The organism is Alkalibacterium sp. AK22 (assembly GCF_000585255.1).
Taxonomy (GTDB): Bacteria; Bacillota; Bacilli; order Lactobacillales; family Carnobacteriaceae_A; genus Alkalibacterium.
In genome coordinates this window covers 40012-59743 of sequence record NZ_JANL01000022.1, presented here as the reverse complement: position 1 = coordinate 59743, position 19732 = coordinate 40012, and the positions used below count along the sequence as shown (strand labels likewise).

Annotated in this window: 17 protein-coding genes, 1 tRNA gene and 1 pseudogene; 15 read left to right on the top strand and 4 right to left on the bottom strand. The window is 46.0% G+C overall.

Features of this window, described 5'->3' with window-relative positions:
- The first annotated feature begins 4 nt into the window (after positions 1 to 4).
- Together ADIAL_RS04825 and ADIAL_RS04820 are read left to right on the top strand one after the other, a co-directional pair.
- On the top strand, positions 5 to 1456 hold the full coding sequence (locus ADIAL_RS04825) for an NCS2 family permease (RefSeq protein ID WP_034300829.1): 1452 nt from the start codon (positions 5 to 7) through the stop codon (positions 1454 to 1456).
- Positions 1457 to 1853: 397 nt separating this feature from the next.
- Entirely contained in the window at positions 1854 to 3068 is a 1215-nt protein-coding gene (locus ADIAL_RS04820; RefSeq protein ID WP_034300760.1) for a hypothetical protein, read from the top strand.
- 88 nt (positions 3069 to 3156) lie between these two features.
- Here ADIAL_RS04820 and ADIAL_RS04815 read toward each other — a convergent pair whose 3' ends face one another.
- From ADIAL_RS04815 to ADIAL_RS04805, 3 genes are read right to left on the bottom strand one after another with little or no spacing between them, the layout of a single operon-like run.
- A complete protein-coding gene (locus tag ADIAL_RS04815; RefSeq protein WP_034300759.1) occupies positions 3157 to 4377 on the bottom strand; it encodes an ABC transporter permease in 1221 nt (406 codons plus the stop codon).
- Positions 4378 to 5085 carry an ABC transporter ATP-binding protein gene (locus ADIAL_RS04810; protein ID WP_034300756.1) on the bottom strand — a complete coding sequence of 236 codons (708 nt, stop codon included), beginning with the start codon at positions 5083 to 5085 and terminating at the stop codon, positions 4378 to 4380.
- Positions 5086 to 5097: 12 nt separating this feature from the next.
- Positions 5098 to 5964, bottom strand: coding sequence for an efflux RND transporter periplasmic adaptor subunit (locus ADIAL_RS04805; RefSeq protein ID WP_034300754.1), 867 nt, complete (start codon positions 5962 to 5964; stop codon positions 5098 to 5100).
- A 227-nt stretch (positions 5965 to 6191) separates the two neighbouring features.
- On the opposite strand from ADIAL_RS04805, the gene ADIAL_RS04800 reads away from it, so the two are divergent.
- The 5 genes from ADIAL_RS04800 to ADIAL_RS04775 all read left to right on the top strand — a co-directional run bounded on the left by ADIAL_RS04800 (position 6192) and on the right by ADIAL_RS04775 (position 11216).
- Positions 6192 to 6941, top strand: a complete 750-nt coding sequence (locus ADIAL_RS04800; RefSeq protein ID WP_034300753.1) for a metallophosphoesterase — start codon at positions 6192 to 6194, stop codon at positions 6939 to 6941.
- Between the two features lies 1 nt (position 6942).
- A complete protein-coding gene (locus tag ADIAL_RS04795; protein WP_034300751.1) occupies positions 6943 to 7764 on the top strand; it encodes a metallophosphoesterase in 822 nt (273 codons plus the stop codon).
- 159 nt (positions 7765 to 7923) lie between these two features.
- Entirely contained in the window at positions 7924 to 10107 is a 2184-nt protein-coding gene (locus ADIAL_RS04790; protein ID WP_034300749.1) for a Tex family protein, read from the top strand.
- A gap of 62 nt (positions 10108 to 10169) precedes the next feature.
- The gene (locus ADIAL_RS04785) at positions 10170 to 10628 is read left to right on the top strand and encodes a SprT family protein (protein WP_034300747.1); all 459 of its coding nucleotides are present in this window, start codon (positions 10170 to 10172) and stop codon (positions 10626 to 10628) included.
- Between the two features lie 504 nt (positions 10629 to 11132).
- Positions 11133 to 11216: transfer RNA gene (locus tag ADIAL_RS04775), tRNA-Leu, on the top strand.
- 118 nt (positions 11217 to 11334) lie between these two features.
- Here the strand turns inward: ADIAL_RS04775 and ADIAL_RS04770 are convergent.
- Positions 11335 to 11712: an iron chaperone gene (locus ADIAL_RS04770; protein ID WP_034300740.1), complete on the bottom strand. Its 378-nt coding sequence runs from the start codon at positions 11710 to 11712 to the stop codon at positions 11335 to 11337.
- A gap of 473 nt (positions 11713 to 12185) precedes the next feature.
- Here ADIAL_RS04770 and ADIAL_RS04765 point away from each other — a divergent pair, with 473 nt between their 5' ends.
- The 8 genes and pseudogenes from ADIAL_RS04765 (at position 12186) to ADIAL_RS04735 (ending at position 19715) form a co-directional block, all read left to right on the top strand.
- Positions 12186 to 12665: a DsrE/DsrF/DrsH-like family protein gene (locus ADIAL_RS04765; RefSeq protein WP_034300738.1), complete on the top strand. Its 480-nt coding sequence runs from the start codon at positions 12186 to 12188 to the stop codon at positions 12663 to 12665.
- A gap of 47 nt (positions 12666 to 12712) precedes the next feature.
- Positions 12713 to 14401, top strand: coding sequence for a rhodanese-like domain-containing protein (locus tag ADIAL_RS04760; RefSeq protein ID WP_197017766.1), 1689 nt, complete (start codon positions 12713 to 12715; stop codon positions 14399 to 14401).
- A 47-nt stretch (positions 14402 to 14448) separates the two neighbouring features.
- Positions 14449 to 14679, top strand: coding sequence for a sulfurtransferase TusA family protein (locus ADIAL_RS04755; RefSeq protein WP_034300734.1), 231 nt, complete (start codon positions 14449 to 14451; stop codon positions 14677 to 14679).
- Between the two features lie 61 nt (positions 14680 to 14740).
- Positions 14741 to 15523, top strand: coding sequence for a sulfite exporter TauE/SafE family protein (locus tag ADIAL_RS04750; protein ID WP_034300732.1), 783 nt, complete (start codon positions 14741 to 14743; stop codon positions 15521 to 15523).
- Between the two features lie 205 nt (positions 15524 to 15728).
- Positions 15729 to 16157 (top strand): MarR family winged helix-turn-helix transcriptional regulator, encoded by a 429-nt coding sequence (locus tag ADIAL_RS04745; protein WP_034300730.1) that lies wholly within the window; start codon positions 15729 to 15731, stop codon positions 16155 to 16157.
- 46 nt (positions 16158 to 16203) lie between these two features.
- The gene (locus ADIAL_RS11535) at positions 16204 to 17172 is read left to right on the top strand and encodes an ABC transporter permease (protein ID WP_231492092.1); all 969 of its coding nucleotides are present in this window, start codon (positions 16204 to 16206) and stop codon (positions 17170 to 17172) included.
- A 66-nt stretch (positions 17173 to 17238) separates the two neighbouring features.
- Complete coding sequence (locus ADIAL_RS11530) at positions 17239 to 17919, top strand: ATP-binding cassette domain-containing protein (RefSeq protein WP_231492091.1); 681 nt, start codon at positions 17239 to 17241, stop codon at positions 17917 to 17919.
- Positions 17876 to 19715 (top strand): annotated as a pseudogene (locus ADIAL_RS04735) (ABC transporter ATP-binding protein). Before ADIAL_RS11530 ends, ADIAL_RS04735 begins: the two are co-directional and overlap by 44 nt.
- The last annotated feature ends 17 nt before the right edge of the window (positions 19716 to 19732 follow it).

The window sequence follows — 19732 nt, the reverse complement described above, 5'->3', positions numbered from 1 at the left end:
GAAGATGTTTCAACTTAAGGAGAACAATACTACAATCGGGACAGAAATCACAGCAGGACTGACTACATTCTTTGCCATGTCCTATATCATTTTTGTCAATCCGCAAATTTTGGCTCTTACCGGCATGCCGACCCAGGCTGTCTTTCTGGCAACGGTGCTGTCGACGGCAGTCGGTACACTCATTTTGGCTCTATATGCCAACGTCCCTTACGCACAGGCACCCGGAATGGGGCTGAATGCCTTCTTCACCTATACGGTTGTTTTTGCACTGGGGTTCACCTGGCAAGAAGCCCTGTTTATGGTATTTTTGACAGGTGTTGTAGGGATTTTGATCACGGTAACCTCTATCAGAAAGAAAATCATTCATGCGATTCCCGAGTCACTGCAGCACGCAATCGGTGGCGGTATCGGTGTATTTATTGCTTATATTGGAATCAAAAATGCTCAGTTGCTGGAATTCACTTCTGAAGGACAGGATATCATCGCTGTCAACAATGAGCCTTTTTCAGCCGGAACCGAAATTAATGGACCGATTAATACCGTTGTTACGGGTGGAGGCATCATTCCTGATTTAGGCAGTCTGACAAATCCTTATGCCCTGCTCGCTCTGTTCGGTCTGATCACTATGGTCGTCTTGATGGTCGCTAAAGTCAAGGGAGCGATTCTGATCGGTATTGTGCTGACTACTCTGGTCGGAATCCCATTGGGCGTAACGGACCTGTCCGGTTTGACTAACCCGGCTAATTCATTTGGCTCTGCCTTCAGTGAACTGGGAACAACGTTCGGAGCAGCTTTCGGTTCTGAGGGACTGATGTCTCTGCTGGCTGACCCTTCACGGTATGCCCTGATTCTGATCACTGTTTTTGCCTTTACTCTGACCGATGTCTTCGACACGATCGGAACCTTTATTGGAACCGGCCGCAAAGCGGGAATCTTTACGCTAGACGATGAGAAATCCATGGATAAAGGTCGCGGACTGAATACTAAAATGGAGAAGGCTCTCCTGGCAGATACAGTAGCAACAGCTGCAGGTGCTGTATTTGGAACCTCACCAGTCACAACCTTCGTGGAAAGTGCTGCCGGTATTGGTGCTGGTGGCCGTACAGGCTTGACGAGTCTGGTGACTGCAAGTATGTTCCTTCTGACCGCTTTCTTTGCTCCAGTCATGTCCATTGTACCGGGAGCTGCTACTGCTCCTGCACTAATCCTTGTTGGTATCCTGATGATGTCGGCATTTTCTGAAATCGACTGGAACAACCTGGAAGAAGCTGTGCCGGCTTTCTTTGCTTCTATCTTTATGGGCTTTTCTTACAGTATTTCTTACGGGATTGCAGCCGGCTTTATGTTTTATATCATTACCAAGATAGTTAAGGGAAAAGTGCGAGTGGTCCACCCTGTTCTCTGGGCGACAACGGCTCTGTTCATCATTAACTTTGTGGTGATGGGACTGCTTTAAAAAAGGTATCTGAAGTCTTAGTGCATGAGAGAAAAGCATTTCAGGACAAGGCAACTGACAGGACAGCGCTGCTGTCCTGTTTTTATATGCTTTTTGTGGCTGGGCGGGTATGACAGAGCGAAAAAGCTTTGCGGGTGTCCTGAAATCAGGACGATAAATCCTGGCTCGGGATGAATAGGCAGGGCTATTTTTGACAGTTAGTCAGGGGGATTTACTTGGTAAGATGTCTACCATATCAAGCAGTTATATCCCAAATAGAATGCTTGAGGTTAGGCTAGAGTTTTATACGGTGGTAAAATAATCGTATAAATAGCACCTATTTCCAGGAAGTTATCCTCAATAATCCTTATACATACACAGAATGTCATCTGCTTTTTTTGGACAGGAGGAGCTTTTTATGGCAAAAGAAAATCTGCAGAAAAAAAGACTGGCATCTCAACTGGGGATTCTGCTGGTCTTATTGTTGCTGATGCTATCAGGAGGCAGTGTCTGGGCGGGAAACCATGGAGCTGGTCAATTTCATCAAAGAGGACTGGAAGAGAACGCTGTACTGGCAGGCCCGGGGGTGTTTACAGGGGACTTCATTGAAATAGACGGAGATATAGAAGGAACTGTATTCGCTGTAGGTGATGAAATTATCATAAGAGGCAATATTGATGGCTCGCTATTTTCAGCTGGACAGAGGATTGTGATCGAAGGAAGAGTGACCGGAACGATTTTCAGTGTAGGTGAAGTGATACAGCTCAGCGGAGAACAGGAAGGTGATGTTTTTCTGGTGGGGCAGACTGTGACACTCGAGCCGGGAGGGCAAGTCGACCGGGATATATTTGCAGCTGCCTCAAGCCTAAGTTTGCATGGTGAGGTCGCCAGGGATGTATATGGCGCGGGAGAAAGGGTGGTTCTCGATGGATTGGTCGGCGGCGATGCACATATCAACAGTGAGCAACTGACAGTCGACGAGCAGTCGGTCATTGAAGGAGACGTAATTCATGAAGGCCCTCGACAGCCTGACATAGCTTTAGGAGCTGAGGTAAGGGGGACGGTAAGGCATACAGCATCCGATGCGTGGGCGATGCGGACCTCGGTGAGACAGGAGAGAAACTGGATCTTTATCAGCTTGAGGCTCATTTGGAGCATACTTGCGGCACTGGTCGTATGGCTACTAGTAAAACTGATCCGGCCCGATTTCTGGATCAAGAGTGTCGTCCCGGTCAATAGCCGGCCACTTTCGACTTTTGGTGCCGGATTGCTGGGTCTAGTTGCCATACCGTTCATTTCGTTACTACTCATGCTGACGATTATCGGCTTGCCGATGAGTTTTATTTTATTCCTGCTTTTTGGCGTGTGTCTGTATGCGGCCAAAATTGTGCTGGCTCTTGCAGCCGGAACCCTTTTTTTCAGGCTGACTGGGCAGACTGAAGGTGTTCGAGAGTTCCTAGCTCTTCTGCTAGGTTTGCTGCTCCTCGAAATACTGATGATCCTACCGGTAGTAGGCTGGCTGATCAGACTGCTTGTAGTGGTCATGGGTCTGGGCGCCTTGCTGCTTAGTGCTCGTGGCAGAGGAGGCGGTGGCTTAGAGAGAGTAACTGAATCGTCAGCAAAACGCATTTAAGCTCAACAAGAAAACGGCGGACGCTGTAAGGATACTGTCCTTATGCGTCCGCCGTATTTTCATATACATTGCAAGGGGTTATGTGATTTTATTCATAACGCAAAGCATCAATCGGATTCAACTTGGCTGCTTTTCTGGCTGGATATATACCGAAGAATACCCCAACAGCGGTAGAAAATAGAACAACCAGCGCGACGCTTCCAAGTGTAACAATTGGAGTGATATCTAGTGCGCCTCCAATCAGGTTGGATATGATTATACCGAAGGTCAACCCAATCATCCCGCCAATCAGGCTAAGAATGACAGACTCCATCAGGAATTGGATTAGAATAGTTCGAGTAGTTGCACCTAGGGCTTTCCGTGTACCAATTTCCCTCGTCCGCTCAGTGACTGAGACCAGCATGATATTCATGACACCGATACCGCCAACCAGTAAGGCAATACCTGCTACAGCGGCAATAAAGTTGATGAAGAGGCTGAGCACATTGTTCACTTGGTCAAGAGCTTGAAGAAAGTTTGTAGCATTGTAGGTATTTTCTCCTACAGCATCATGCCTAAGCTCAAGCAGCCGTACAACTTGGCTGGATACAGAATCAATCTGATCTGTAGACTCGACTTCGATGACCACCGAATCCATTCCTGAAAGTTCAGGGACCTGATTGCTCAGTGTCGACTGAGGAAGGGAGACGAAAAGAGGAATCTGACTGGGATCAAATGCTCCTTGCATGCCAGCAAATGATCCTTCGACGACACCGACAACCCTTAGGTTCAGCTGATTCTGAGCGACAGATAGGCGAACCGTTTCTCCGACAACATCGACCCGGTCAAATAATGCCCGGGCACCATCTTCATCGATAACAATCACATCCTGGCCTTCCTCAAAATCGACCTGATTAAAGTAACGTCCAGCCACCAGATTAGAACTCATGCTCTGGTTTAGGAACTGCAGGTCGGGAGTCCCATAGGATATGACAGCCTGGCGGGAAACGTCTTGTGAAGACAAATTCCCCGTCATATTCTCATTGGGAGAAATATAGCGTATCTCATCAATGGAATCTCTCAGAACGTTGAGGTCATCTAGGGTGATCAAATCACCTGACCGGTCTGGATCATTGGCATCCAGGCTGATTGTTGTGGCTCCCAGATCGCTGAAGGTCCGCGTGATCTCATCCACTGCACCGTTACCGACAGCTAAAATGGCGATAACGGATGCAATACCGATGATGATTCCCAGCATGGTAAGAAACGAGCGCATTTTATTGGCAAAAATACTGTCTAAAGCCATCTTGAAATTTTCTTTTATAAACATTTATTCTCCCTCCCGCTTGGCAATCTTTTTGGGAGTCTGTTCGACATCCTTCTGAATGATGCCATCTCTGAAGTAAACAATCCGCTTGGTATACTCAGCCATTTCAGGCTCGTGCGTGACCATCACAATGGTTGTGCCTTCTTCATTCAATTCCTGAAAGATGCGCATGATATCTTCTGTAGTTTTTGAATCCAGGTTTCCTGTCGGCTCATCAGCCATCAGCACGGACGGATCATTGACGATTGCACGGGCAATGGCTACCCGTTGCTTCTGTCCTCCTGATATTTCATTAGTCATATGTTTAAGGCGATTACCAAGGCCGACTTTTTCCAGTGCTTCTGTAGCCCGCTGGACTCTTTCCTTATGGGGAACTTTAGCGTACACCAATGGAAGCATGACGTTTTCCAGGACATTCATCCGGGCCATAAGGTTGAATGACTGGAAGACAAAGCCTATTTCTTTATTTCTGATGCGCGCCGTCTGGGCATCAGACAGACCTGATACGTCGGTTTCATTCAGTAAATACTGTCCGGAATCAAAGCGGTCCAGCAGGCCGAGGATATTCATCAGTGTCGATTTCCCAGATCCACTGGGTCCCATGATTGACGTGAATTCCCCTTTACCGATTGTGAGAGAAACCTGATCCAGTGCTTTGACGGTTTCTCCGCCTAGATGATATATTTTTTCAATGTCTTTGATTTCTATCACAAAGAAACCTCCTTATTCTTCTTCTATTTCTACTTCCATACCGTCTTCCAGATCTTCATCTGGAGACAGCACGACCTGGTCCCCTTCGGATAAACCTTCGGTCACCTCAATCCGTGCATCAGACTGGATGCCGGTTTCGATGGGGACTTCAGTTGCTACACCCTCTTCTACTGTGAAGACATAAGGATTATTATTCTGATCAAAGTTAAGTGCTTCGATTGGAATGACGAGAGCGTTGTCCACTGAAGCAACGATAATATCGACATCAATATCAAAGCCTGCAATCAGTCCATCTATATCAGAGTCAAAAGCAACAGTAGCCCCCAGCCTGCTAGAAGAACCCATCTGAGTCTGTTCTGTTCGAGCAATCGGTTCAATAAAGGAAACTGTCCCTTCAAAATTCTGTCCAGCATAATCCATCTGAACAGCCTGATCGACTTCTATCTGACTGGCATCCGAACGGGAAAGCTCGAGAGCGACTTCCAGTTCGTTGAGGTCTGCTAGTACAAGGGAGGCTTGTCCTTGTTGAGCATTATTGTCTGCTTCTCCTTCAGCTACGTTGATTTCAGTGATTGTTCCGTCAAAGTTAGCTGTAAAGCTGGTTCCATCTTGATAGGTCACTAAGGTGTCGCCTTCCTCAACCGAATCTCCAACAGCTACACCGAGTTCCAGCACTAGGCCCTGACCCATGACTTCCTGCATCTGTGCAGGCTGAATGACACCAGTCGTTGCTACGATTTCTGTAACCGAGTCCTCTTCGACACTTGCGCTGCGAACGGTCACAGTCTGGTCTTCTTGTGTGGTTTGGTAGATGCTGAAGCCGACAAAGCCGACAAATAGCAGAAACACCGCCACTCCAATCCATTTTTTCATACTCATATATCTATCATCCCTTCTATTGGTAAAAATCTGTCTCTGTTCACAATTATACAGAGCAGCAGGCTATGATACTACGAAAGTGAATCATTATCATAGAATCTTCACTTTTTGACTCTCTGTCAGATGCAAAAAGTACTGGAAAAACACCTGCCCGGAATTCCCGGAGGGGCTTGTGGTAAGATGAATCTAAGAATCAGACAAGTATAAGCTTTGAGGAGGCAGGGATCATGAAAAATAAAGTTTTTGCAGTGGGAGATGTACACGGCCAGTACACCATGTTTAAAGAGCTGCTTGAATACTGGAACGAGGAGGAAGAGCAGCTGGTTTTACTCGGAGATCTTGGAGACCGAGGTGAAAATCCCAAAGCCTGTTTTGAACTCGCTCGCCATCTTGTCGAAGAGAAGGGAGCGGTCTGCCTGATGGGCAATCATGAAGTCATGCTAGCCAATTTTTTGGAGCAGCCTAATCAGGCGGCCGCCTCTTATGAGATGAATGGAGGAATGGTGACGGTGCAGTCATTTCTGAGTAGACCTGAGGGAAGTGATGATGCAGCAGAATTAGCGGAGCAAATCAAAAGTCAATTTCCCTGGCTGATGCCTTTTTTGACCTCTAGACCGCTGACCTTTGAATGGGAAGATTATCTTTTTGTCCATGCGGGAGTGGACCTGACTTTAGAGAACTGGAAAGATACGACAGACCACAACTTTGTGTGGATCCGAGAAGGTTTTTATGATCAGCCCAACCACACAGGGAAAATCATTGTGTTTGGCCATACCATCACGCCTATGCTGCATGGTAAGCAGGTAAACACGGATATCTGGGAGTCTGAAGACGGTCTGATTGGACTGGATGGAGGGGCTGTATACGGTGGAACCCTGCATGGAGTGGTTTTTGGCCATAAAGGTATTGAGAGACAGTATAAAGTAGACAGTGGCGGCAATCTGATCAGCCGGCTGTTTGGGAGGAATAAGAAGTAAAATGAAGGTAGGAGTTCTGTCTGACTTGCATATCGACCGGAACGAAGTCTTTGTTGGTCCGGAACTGGAACGTATGCTTGGGGACATTCTAAAGAGAAAAGCGGTCGATCTGCTCCTGATAGCTGGAGACATATCCAATCACTATTTAAAGACGCATGATTTTATTCGAAAGCTGGAACAGGTCAGTCAGATCCCTGTACTGTTTGTCCCGGGGAACCATGATTACTGGTCCAGAGACCATTCAGTAAAAGATACCAATCGGATTGCTGATTTTTTTAACAGACAGTCCTACTCACTAGCCGGACAGCCTAGGGTATTGACTGATTGTTTTGCCGTGGTTGGAACTCCCGGTTGGTATGACTATGGGTACGCTGATCACAGTATCTACAGCCAGCAGGATTTTGAGAAAAAGCAGTATGGCTTTGCTTCCTGGAATGACCGTCACTACGTCAACTGGGGGCGGTCAGACCAGACCGTCAGCCAGGAAATGCTTGAGCAGTTGCATAAAGATCTACAGTCTGTTCAGCATAGGCGAATCATTTTAATGACCCATGTAGCTACCCATAAAGCCTTTGTCATGCCACTTCCCCATAGAGTATACAACTATGCCAATGCTTTCCTGGGAGCCAAAGCTTATGAAGCCCTTTACGAGCAATATTCTGCTATCGATTACAGCATCATGGGTCATGTGCATTTCAGAAAAGTGTTGAGGGATGAGCAGCGTACGTACATCAGTGCCTGCGTGGGCAACCATAAACACTGGCGTATAAAGGATATTGGTACACAGATTGAAAACAGCCTGCTGACTTTTGATATTGGTTGAAAGATAGTCTGGTGTCTGGCTTTACAGTCAGCCAGGCTTTTTGTGTGAGGACATGAATTTAAAGTATGGATATAGTTATCTTATTTTTGGAATGACCCGTGCATTAGAGTGTCCATATGTTAAAATGGACGGGTGACGATTTTAGAGGAGATGACAAGAATGAGCGAGATTAAAGAAATGCAAATCACTCAGCTGTTAAATAAGGAGTTAAGTGCCTATTCAACAAAACAATTGACCGCGGTTCTGGACTTGCTTCAGGACGGAAATACGGTACCCTTTATCGCCCGTTACCGTAAAGAAGTGACCGGTTCACTAGATGAAGTACAAATCAGAGAAATTGAAGAGCGCCATGCCTATCTGACCAATCTAAAAAAGCGCAAGGATGACGTTCTAGCCGCGATAGAAGAACAAAATAAGCTGACACCTGAACTCGAAAAGGAAATACGTGCTGCCCGGCAGATGCAGCGGGTAGAAGATCTGTACCGCCCTTATAAGCAAAAGCGCCGGACCAAAGCGACTATTGCAAAAGAAAAAGGTCTGGAGCCGCTAGCACAGTGGGTGTTGACTTTCCCTGTAGGCAACCTAGAAGCGAAAGCAGCAGAGTATATCAGTGAAAAAAAGGAAGTTCGCTCTACTGAAGAGGCTCTCCAAGGGATGCATGAAATTCTGGCAGAATATATTGCAGATAATCCAACTTACCGGACATGGATCAGAGACTATACTTACAACTGCGGGACGGTGGAAGCAAAAGTAAAAGATTCGTCCCTGGACCAGAAAAGTGTCTACGAAATGTACTATGAATATTCTGAAAATGTCAAAACACTGGTTTCTCACCGGATTCTGGCACTGAACCGGGGAGAAAAGGAAGAGATTTTATCAGTGGCAGTAAACGCCGATGAAGAGAGGATCCTCAGCTATATCCTCAAAAATGAGCTGCCCGAAAACGCCCGGAAAACGGCTGCTACGGAGGCTGTTACTGAAGCAGTCGCGGACGCCTATAAGCGTTTTATCAAACCGGCTATTGAAAGAGATATCCGCAATGAACTCACGGAAAAGGCTGAGGATCAGGCTATCGAAGTATTCGGAGAGAATCTCAGCAACCTCCTGCTGCAGGCTCCGCTGAAGGATCAGACTATACTGGGTCTGGACCCCGCATACCGGACCGGCTGCAAGCTGGTTGTGATCGATGCGACTGGGAAAGTTTTGGCGATCGACGTCATTTATCCGCACAAGCCGGCTTCCGCAAAAAAGCGTCAGGAAGCGGCTGAACGTTTTGTTCAGCTGGTGAGTGAATACGAGGTGGATACGGTAGCCATCGGTAATGGAACAGCGAGTCGTGAATCAGAGACTTTTGTAGCTGAGCACCTTAAGGCTATTGGTCACCGCGTCGCTTATGTGATTGTCAATGAGGCGGGAGCCTCGGTCTATTCGGCCAGCGAAGAAGCCAGGCGTGAATTTCCAGACCTTCAAGTCGAGGAACGCAGTGCAGTCAGTATTGCCAGACGTCTGCAGGATCCCTTGGCCGAACTGGTCAAGATCGATCCGAAATCTATTGGTGTCGGTCAGTATCAGCATGATGTCTCCCAGAAAAAGCTGACAGAGCGCCTGGACTTTGTGATCGAAACGGTCGTGAACAAAGTCGGGGTCAATGTCAATACAGCGAGTGCCGCTCTTTTGAAGCATATTTCGGGACTAACGAAAACAACAGCTGAAAACATTGTGACTTACCGGGAAGACAACGGCAAGTTCACCAGTCGAAGCCAGCTTAAAAAAGTAAAGCGTCTGGGACCCAAAGCTTATGAGCAGGCGGTCGGCTTCCTGCGTATACCAGACGGAAAGGAACCCTTTGATCACACAGGTATCCATCCGGAAACCTATAAACAGGCCGATGCCATCCTTAAAATGGCCGGCCTCTCCAAAAAGGATTTAGGGTCATCGGAGTTGAGTTCGCGTATTAGGCTACTGGACGAAAACAAGGTTCTCAACGAGACCCAGCTGGGTCAGGAAACATACCAAGATATTTTGAAAGCACTGGCTGCTCCTGGAAGGGATATGCGTGACGATATGCCGGCGCCACTGCTGCGTACGGACGTTCTGACTATGGAGGATCTGAAAGAGGGAATGGAATTAGAAGGGACTGTGCGTAATGTGGTTGATTTTGGCGCTTTTGTCGATATCGGTGTCAAGCAGGATGGACTGGTACACATTTCCAAGCTGAGCAGTAAGTATGTGAAGCATCCAAAAGATGTCGTGTCTGTAGGGGATATCGTCAAAATATGGATCGATGCTGTAGATTTGAAAAAAGGCCGGATTGCCTTAAGCATGGTGCACAAAAACAGCTAACCAGTAAGAACAGGCTAAACACTAAACTACACGCTTGACTTGAAGAAGGAAAGGAGTCGGGGATGGATCAGGAAGCATTACAAGAACTGGTCGAAGGCATATCGCTGACAGACTTCAAGCGTCCTTTTCGCCACCAGGCAGTATTTAACAGCCGCCTAAAAACGACCGGAGGCCGCTATCATCTGAATAGCCATGATCTGGATTTTAATCCGAAAGTCCTTGATGAATTAGGACTAAACACACTTAAAGCAGTCATTCGCCACGAACTCTGTCATTACCATCTTCATCTGGAAGGAAGAGGCTATAGGCATAAAGATCCAGAATTCAAAAGCCTGTTGCGGGAAGTCGGTGGATTGCGCTTTGTGCCTACCATGGGAAGTAACCAACCCAACTCCCACTGGGTTTACCACTGTTCAGACTGCCAGTCAGTATTAAAGCGGAAAAGACGCTTCAATACTGACAAGTATGTCTGTGCCCGGTGCAGAGGACAATTGCAACTGGTGGGGAAAGAAACGAGATGAACTAAAAGAGCGGTCGGATAAAAATCCGGCCGTTCTTTTGTTGCAGGCTTTAGCGGCAGGCTTTGAGTGCAGCAAGAAGCGGAGACATTTCCTGAATAGGCGTCATTTTCTTGTGCTAGCTGCTTAAGATATCGTGGACTGAGGGGGTGCCTTTTTTTTGGGCAGTTTGAGGTAGGCATGAGGGGACAGTTCCTCTCTGGTGAATGTCCCATGGTCATTGACCAGCCATTCGTCAGCTTGAAAAATAATCTTTAAGAGTAGTGGCTGTTGGTGCGGATCAGGAGTCAAGGTTTGAATAAATTGGGAGAGTACATAAGGAATCAGTACATTGCCCGTGTCCAATACAATAGTACGGATCAGTTCACTAGTCTCCTTTTAGACAGACCCTAGGTGTTATCCTAGCCATATCGCAGTACGGGGAAGTTGCAGAGTAATTTAATGTAATAGCTGCTCCATATTGACATTTAAAGTAAAGACTGATATGATAGCTTTTGTGAGTGTCATGCGCACGTGGCGGAATGGTAGACGCGCCAGCTTGAGGGGCTGGTGGGGCTTAGCCCCGTGGAAGTTCGAGTCTTCTCGTGCGCACTATAATGAATATAAAAAAGACTGTCCAGTTTAAGGGACAGTTTTTTTTTTGCGTTTAAAACAAATAATTATTGAAAGGCGCTGTGGTACTCATCAGTTTCTTTGAAGATGCTCCGCTCTATGATTGAGGTCTCCAGAATGTTGTGATCTCAGCTTTATCCTCAATATTGAACTGAATAATTTTTTTCAGCAGATCGTAGTCGACCGGCTGCGCCCACTTTATCCGGAACAGTTCCTTGGTCGTTTCATAGCCGGCCTGCTTGAAGGATTCCTGAAAATAGTCGATGGCTGCATGTTCCGGTGCTCCAGCAATATGTTTTTTAGAGACACTGAAAGCGATGATAAAGGTTCCATGAGCAGTAAACATCGGTTGTTTCCAGGCAATTTTCTTTTCGAGTATGGGGAACTCGGTTTCGATCCACGTTAAAATTTCCTGTATCTTTTGTCGGTGATTCAAGTCCTCAACTGTGTTCAGCCATTCTTCAAAAGGGTGCACCTTGAGCCCTCCTACTGTCGATCAGTCATTTATTTTATAGTATATCAGAAATCTTTCTTCTGTGTTACAGACAACACGCAGTCTATAACTTAATTTTGATATGGGTGTAGGGGTATAGGGAAAGAAAGTTAGATCATATAAGGCAATATATGCGTATTATAAGGGTGATTTATAGCAAATAAGACAAAATTATTTTTACCAGTAACTAATCATCCTTTTTGTTTTCACAAATATACAGACGGTTTTCTTGATTAACTTTGAAATAATGCTTTAATAGCAAGCTTTATTCTGAAAAAAATGATTGTTGCTGGAAAAAATAAAAATAACTCCTTGACAAATATACCTAACGGGGTATATGATGTAATCAAGTTGCTGATAAGCATACGTCATGAGGGAGAAATCCCATATGACAAAAAAATTTAAAAAGCATAATACCCATACGGGTAATAGTATAAATAGGAAAGGGATTGTATATGAGCGAACAGAAAAAGACTAATATCATTTTATTCAGTGGAGACTACGACAAAGCGATGGCAGCCTATATCATAGCCAACGGGGCAGCTGCATATGACCATAAAGTAACGATTTTTCATACTTTCTGGGGGCTAAATGCCTTGCGAAAAGATGAGCCTATCCATGTCAAGAAAAACTGGCTAGAAAAGATGTTTGGAAAAATGATGCCACGCGGACCGGAAAAAATGGGTCTGTCGAACATGAACTTTGCGGGCATTGGACCCAAGCTCATCAAGAAAGTCATGAAAAAGCACAATGCCATGCCTTTAGGCGATCTAATCGATATGGCCGAAGAGCAGGATATCAACCTGGTAGCCTGTACGATGACCATGGATCTTCTAGGTCTAAATAAAACTGAGCTAAGAGACAGCAGCCAATACGCCGGGGTAGCCGCTTATCTGGCGGATGCGGAAGATGGCGGAGTTAATCTGTTTATTTAAGGATAAAGAACAAATAATCTGATCAGGACTATAAAGGAGCTGTAATGATGCAGGAAATGACACATGATATTTTAGTTGATGCAAAAGGACTGGCTTGTCCGATGCCGATTGTTCGAACAAAAAAGGCAATGAAAGATGTTCAGCCGGGGGCAATTGTTGAGGTACAGGCTACAGACAAGGGATCTACAGTGGATTTAAAAGCGTGGGCCTCTAAATCAGGGCACGATTATCTGGGAACGGTTGAAGCTGAAGGTATATTGAAGCATTATCTTAGGGCAGCAGGAAAAGACCAGGAAACGGCACCCTATGAGACCATCGTTCAGAACGGGGAGCTTCAGAAACTGCTGAAGGATAAGCAAGAGCTGACGGTGCTGGATGTACGTGAACCAGAAGAGTATGATGCTTTTCACATTGATGGAGCAGTATCCATTCCACTAGGTGAACTGGAAAAGAGGACTGGAGAAATCAGCACAGATAAACCGGTCTACGTTGTGTGCCGAACAGGCAACCGCAGCGATATGGCTGCACATATGCTGGTCGAAAAAGGCTTCTCAGATGTTGTTAATGTCAAGCCGGGGATGAGCGAATGGAAAGAAGAGGATAAGGAAGTGAATCTATCAGCGATGACTCCTGCTGAACTCGCAGAAAAAGTGATTCGACAGGAAGAACTGTTTATTCTGGATGTTCGTAATGAGTCAGCTTTTGAGGATTGGAAAGTAGAAGGAAAAGGGCTTGATTACCTGAACGTTCCTTACTTCGATCTTCTGGATGGACTGGAAGATATCCTGCCTCAAATTCCTTCGGATAAACCATTACTGGTCGTCTGTGCTAAGGAAGGATCATCCGTCATGGTCGGGGAAATGCTGGTTGAGGAAGGGGTGAGCGCTTCTTATCTCGAAGGGGGAATGAAAGCCTGGAGTGAATACCTTGAGCCAGTGAAAGTAGCGGATCTAAAAGATGGAGGAGAGCTGTACCAGTTTGTCCGTTTAGGCAAGGGCTGCCTGTCTTACATGGCTATTTCTGGTAAAGAAGCGGTTATCATTGATTCAGCTCGTACCGTTGAACCATATCTGACACTTGCGGAAGATAAAAAGGTCTCTATTACACATGTTTTGGATACACATCTGCATGCTGATCATATCTCAGGTGGACGGACAATCGCCGAGAAGACAGGGGCAAGCTACTGGCTGCCACCTAAAGATGCTGAAGAGGCCACTTTTGACTTTCAGCCGCTAGAAGAAGGCGTCCGAATTGCAGTCGGTGAAAGCGAGATTGATGTCGCAGCATTGTACACACCTGGGCACACGATTGGGTCAACTTCTTTTGTCATCGACGATGCTTACTTGCTGTCAGGAGATATCCTGTTTATCGATTCGATTGGACGGCCCGATCTGGCAGGTAAGGCTGATGACTGGGTCAGTGACTTAAGACACTCGCTGTATAACACTTACAAAAATTTAGCTGAAGACCTGATTGTTCTACCGGCACACTTCATGATTATAGATGAGTTGAACACAGACGGAAGTGTGGCAGAAAAGCTTGGTGTGCTATTTGACAAAAATCACGGACTGAATATTGAAGACGAAAAAGAATTTCGTTCTACCGTGACTGATAACTTGCCGCCGCAGCCCAATGCCTATCAGGAAATCCGTCAGACTAATATGGGAAAAAGCAAGCCAAATGAAGAAGAGCAGCGTGAAATGGAAATCGGACCGAACCGCTGTGCAGTCAGATAAAAGGGTCAGCAAGAACACTAAAAATATAAATTAGAGGAGAAAAAAATATGAATGCAGACAAAGTACTGGACGCTAAAGGCCTGGCATGTCCTATGCCGATTGTCAAGACAAGAAAAGAAATGAAGACTATGAATGCTGGTGAAATTTTAAAAGTGCAGGCAACTGACAAGGGTGCACTCAATGATTTTAAAGCCTGGGCGAATTCTACCGGTCACGAACTGCTTCAAACAGATGAAACGGACGATGTCCTGACATTTTTCATCAAAAAAGGCGAATAAGACTGGGTAAAGGGGAGCGAAACAGGCTCCTCTTTTCCTTAGTTAATTTTAGGAGGATTTTATGGATATTGCTTATATTTTTACAATTTTCATGATTGGCTTTGTCGGTTCTTTTGTTTCAGGACTAGTGGGCGTGGGCGGTTCCATCATCAAGTATCCCATGTTGTTATTTATTCCACCGGTATTGGGATTTACAGCTTTGACTCCCCATGAGGTCTCAGGTATTAGTGCTGTACAAGTATTTTTCGCAACGATTGCCGGAGTCTGGGCATACAAAGGAACAGGTTATCTGCACCGAAAGCTGATTTTGTATATGGGTGGAAGCATTCTATTGGGGAGTTTTATCGGAGCCTTTGCATCAGGATTTTTCCCGGAAGAATCCATTAACCTGGTGTATGCTATTTTGGCAACCATTGCGGTTGTAATGATTCTCATGCCCAGGAAAGAGACTCCGGACAGGCCAGCTCACTTGATTGAGTTTAAAAAGCCCTTGGCGTCCGGTTTGTCCTTTGCCGTAGGCGTTGCTTCTGGAATTGTTGGAGCAGCGGGATCCTTTCTGCTGATTCCGATCATGCTGACAGTGCTGAAGCTCCCTACCCGAGTGACTATCGCAACATCTTTGGCGGTAACTTTTCTGTCATCCATCGGCTCAACAGTAGGCAAGGTGGCTACAGATCAGGTTCTTTATGCTCCAGCTGCTGTGATGATCATTGCGAGCCTAATTGCTTCACCCATAGGAGCAAAAGTCGGGCAGAAAACCAATACGAAAGTGCTACAGTGGGTTTTGGCTCTACTGATTTTAGGGACTTCTGTTCAAATCTGGTACAATCTGATCGTGGCTTAACTGAAAGATGGAAAATGAACAAATCATACGCATGTATACCTGCCGGGTCCAATTGATCTGGCGGGTTTTTTACATAAGACCATTAGAGCCGGGGTAACACCATACTTGAGGGATAGCAAGACTATAAACTGGACAGACCCAGCTATTACTGCTATATTAGCCCATATCGTTGCGAACGCAACGAATTAAACTGGGAGGAGATTTGATGGAATATTTAATGCGTTATATCAACCGCACATCGCGATTGTCGGAGCTGTACCGTGGAGAGCGGATGCAGGCTTTTGATTTGAGTGGGATCCACCATACTTATATTATCAACATTTGCAGCAATCCGGGAATCTCGCAGGAGAATCTGGCCCGGCTGATTTTTGTTAACAAAAGTACGGTAGCCCGTCAGCTGGCCGTTCTTGAGAAAAAAGGTTATGTTGACCGCAGGCAGTGTCAAGGAGATGCGAGAAAGCTGCTTGTTTATCCTACTGAAAAAGCGAAAAGTGTTTATCCTGCAATTGTTGATATTCTCAAGGACTGGAACAGTATTATACTGGACGGACTGTCTGAAGCTGAACAGAAGGAAATGGGTAGGATGCTGAGACATGCTATGGAAAAGGCGCGAAAAGCAGCGCTGGGGAGCTAAAGAGACCAGATAGATACCTTACAATTTAAAAGAAAGGCGTTCAATTATGAACTTACTGCTTACCTACTTAACACCTTTAAAATATCGTATGCTCGCGGGCTTCTCGATAAAATTTACAGGGACGGTTATGGACTTGTTCTTGCCTTGGATACTGGCTTATATGATTGATGTCGTTGTTCCAACTGGAAGTATCAATGGGATTCTGCTTTGGGGCGGAGCTATGGTCGTTTGTTCAGTAATTGCTGTTCTAGCCAGTATTAAGGCTAACCGTATGGCATCTAGTGTAGCTAGGGATGCAGTCAAAGCCATCAGGCACGATGTGTATGAAAAAACGACTTATCTTTCAGCGAGTCAGGCCGACCGCTTTACAGCGCCGTCTCTAATTTCGCGCCTGACGTCGGATACTTATAATATTCATCGAACAATCGGCCTGATGCAACGAATCGGGGTACGGGCACCCATCTTGCTTCTAGGTGGAATTTTGATGACTTTGACACTGGATCCGGTACTGACCCTAGTGATGTTAGGGGTTTTACCATTTGCGACTGCTACAGTTTACTTTATTTCCAAAAAAGGAATTCCACTGTTTGATAGCTTGCAGCAGGAGGTCGACCGGCTGGTAAGGACGGTTAGAGAAAATATCAGTGGTGCACGGGTCATCAAAGCGCTGTCCAAGACAGCATATGAAAAAGAGCGGTTTGATGGCGTCAACCGGCGTGTCGTCCAGGCAGAAACCAAAGCCAATAAGACGATAGCGGCAACAACACCTTTAATGAATCTTTTTCTAAACAGCGGCCTGGCCCTGGTTATCTTGGCGAGTGCCTACCGGGTCAACGCCGGCTTAACTCAGCCCGGTGTGGTGATTGCTTTCATGACTTACTTTACAATCATCCTGAATTCTATGCTTTCCATCACACGCATATTTGTAATGTTTTCCAGAGGAATCGCCTCAGCTGACCGAATACATGATATTCTGGCTACTGAACCGGAACTGGCAGTGAAAGCTTTGGATTAGACGGATACTGAAGCTCACATTTCTTTTGAACAGGTTTCTTTTGGCTACCTACCAGACAAGCCTGTTGTGGAAAATATTGACTTCAGTCTGAAAAAAGGGGAGACACTAGGTATTATTGGTGCCACGGGTGCCGGTAAGACCACTTTGATTAGACTGCTCCTCAGACTTTACGATACTGACCGGGGAAGTGTCCGTCTTGACGGTGTGAATGTCGATAGCATGGCGATGGAAGATCTACATAGACGCTTCGGTGTCGTCTTCCAAAAAGATTTTCTATACGCAGACACACTGGAGGAAAATATTGCTTTTGGCCGGAAGCTCAGCCGGGCATCCGTTTACGAAGCTAGCGAACATGCTCAGGCTGAGTCCTTCATTGCTTCACTGACGGACGGGATGAATCATCGTCTGACTCCTAAAGGAACCAATCTGAGTGGCGGACAGAAGCAGAGGGTCCTGCTCTCCAGGGCTCTGGCAGGGAAGCCTGAAATTCTTATTTTAGACGATTCCTCTAGTGCTCTGGATTACAAAACGGATGCGGAGTTGAGGAAGGCCCTGTTTGAATCCTATGCAGAAACAACTACTGTCATGATTGCTCAGCGGGTCAGTTCGATTCAGCATGCAGATGCCATTATGATGCTGGAAGAAGGTAAAATCATCGGCTATGGTACACATGAGGAGCTGATGAAGAGTTGTCCAAAGTATCATGATATGTATAAGAATCAGTCAGGAGGAGATCAAATTGCATAGAAGTCCTGCAAGTCAACCTAGGTCATCACAGTCAAAAAAACTGAAGACAAGTTGCTGGCAGGTTCTGAAAAGACTATGGGGTTATTTATTTGTATCGGTATAAGTGGCCCCTACTTCTGGCTACTATATTGATGGTTGCAAGCAATCTTTTTTCTCTAGTCGGGCCTTTACTGTCTGGTCTGGCCATCGATGCCATCCAGCCGGGAGCCGGCAGCGTGGTATTTGAGCAAGTGACCTTTTATGTGAGTCTGATGATTGTTTTTTTTATTCTCTCTGCCTTACTTGAATACACTATGCAGTCGCTGATGACCCGGCTTACGCAAAAGACGGTTCACCGCATGCGCAAGGATGTGTTTAACCGTATGTCAGAATTGCCGGTTGGCTATTTTGATCAGCATCAGATAGGAGACATCATTAGTCGGGTCACCTATGATATCGACACAATCAATCAGTCACTTTCCAATGATTTCATCCAGGTGCTGACGAGCGCTATTACGATTAGTGTATCTTTGACAATGATGCTGCTGATTTCACCTCTTTTGACACTGGTATTCTGTATTACTATTCCGGCATCAATCATGCTAACCAAGTACATGGTGTCACGCTTCCGTCCGCTGTTCAGCCTGCGTTCTGAGAAGCTAGGTGAAATGAACGGCTTTGTCGAAGAGATGATTTCAGGTCAGCAGACCATTAAAGCGTACAATCAGGAAGTAAATATGATCAATCGCTTTGACAAGAAGAACAGTGAAGCAGTCTCTGCTTACTACAATGCAGACTACTACGGAAGTATGGTGGGGCCGTCAATTAACTTTATCAATAATCTCTCTCTGTCACTTGTGAGTGTAGTTGGAGCGCTTCTCTTTTTAACGAATATGCTGACTCTGGGGGCTATCTCTTCATTCGTCCTGTATTCCAGACGATTTTCTGGTCCGATCAATGAGCTGGCTAATATTATCAGTGAGCTGCAGTCTGCTTTTGCGGCAGCTGAACGGGTTTTCCTACTGATGGACGAGCCCAAAGAAGCAGCGGACGTGTCCAGTGCCCATGTCTACGCTGACGTTAGAGGAGAGGTGTCGATGACTAATGTGTCATTCGGCTACAGTCCGGATAAAATGACAATCCGAGATCTGGATTTTGAAGCGCCTGAAGGGAACGTGATTGCTATCGTTGGTCCAACAGGTGCCGGGAAAACGACTCTGGTGAATCTCTTAATGCGTTTTTATGATCCAAACGAAGGAGAAATAGAACTGGATGGACTGAATACTGCTGAAGCTACGCGTGCCAGCTTGCGCTCTTCCTACGCCATGGTCCTGCAAGATGCCTGGCTGTTTTCAGGGACGGTCTTTGAAAATCTGGCTTATGGAAAAGCAGGCGTCACTCAAAAGGAAGTGGAAGCAGCTGCCCGGGCTGCTCAGGTTCACCGCTTCATCATGACTTTACCGGAGGGCTATGATACGTTTATTGACGAGGAAGGGCTAAATATTTCTCAGGGGCAGAAGCAGCTGCTGACAATTGCCCGAGCTATGATTTTAGATGCCAATTTACTGATTCTGGATGAGGCAACGTCCAATGTGGATACGCAGACCGAAATGAAGACTCAGCAGGCCATGAAAAAACTGATGGCAGACAAGACCGCTTTTGTCATTGCTCACCGGCTGTCCACCATCCGAAATGCTGACTCTATCCTGGTCGTAAATGACGGGCAGATTGTCGAGCAAGGGAGTCATGACGAGCTGATTCTTGAAAAAGGTATGTACGCTGACCTTTATTACGCACAGTTTGAAAACTATGCCTGACTGAATGGGGGGCTTGG

Coding starts and splice junctions, on each gene's coding strand:
- ADIAL_RS04800 (WP_034300753.1), top strand. CDS start 6,192: ATGAAAAATAAAGTTTTTGCAGTGGGAGATGTACACGGCCAGTACACC.
- ADIAL_RS04820 (WP_034300760.1), top strand. CDS start 1,854: ATGGCAAAAGAAAATCTGCAGAAAAAAAGACTGGCATCTCAACTGGGG.
- ADIAL_RS04805 (WP_034300754.1), bottom strand. CDS start 5,964: ATGAGTATGAAAAAATGGATTGGAGTGGCGGTGTTTCTGCTATTTGTC.
- ADIAL_RS04795 (WP_034300751.1), top strand. CDS start 6,943: ATGAAGGTAGGAGTTCTGTCTGACTTGCATATCGACCGGAACGAAGTC.
- ADIAL_RS04790 (WP_034300749.1), top strand. CDS start 7,924: ATGAGCGAGATTAAAGAAATGCAAATCACTCAGCTGTTAAATAAGGAG.
- ADIAL_RS04765 (WP_034300738.1), top strand. CDS start 12,186: ATGAGCGAACAGAAAAAGACTAATATCATTTTATTCAGTGGAGACTAC.
- ADIAL_RS04825 (WP_034300829.1), top strand. CDS start 5: ATGTTTCAACTTAAGGAGAACAATACTACAATCGGGACAGAAATCACA.
- ADIAL_RS04815 (WP_034300759.1), bottom strand. CDS start 4,377: ATGTTTATAAAAGAAAATTTCAAGATGGCTTTAGACAGTATTTTTGCC.
- ADIAL_RS11535 (WP_231492092.1), top strand. CDS start 16,204: ATGAACTTACTGCTTACCTACTTAACACCTTTAAAATATCGTATGCTC.
- ADIAL_RS04745 (WP_034300730.1), top strand. CDS start 15,729: ATGGAATATTTAATGCGTTATATCAACCGCACATCGCGATTGTCGGAG.
- ADIAL_RS04760 (WP_197017766.1), top strand. CDS start 12,713: ATGCAGGAAATGACACATGATATTTTAGTTGATGCAAAAGGACTGGCT.
- ADIAL_RS04750 (WP_034300732.1), top strand. CDS start 14,741: ATGGATATTGCTTATATTTTTACAATTTTCATGATTGGCTTTGTCGGT.
- ADIAL_RS04785 (WP_034300747.1), top strand. CDS start 10,170: ATGGATCAGGAAGCATTACAAGAACTGGTCGAAGGCATATCGCTGACA.
- ADIAL_RS04755 (WP_034300734.1), top strand. CDS start 14,449: ATGAATGCAGACAAAGTACTGGACGCTAAAGGCCTGGCATGTCCTATG.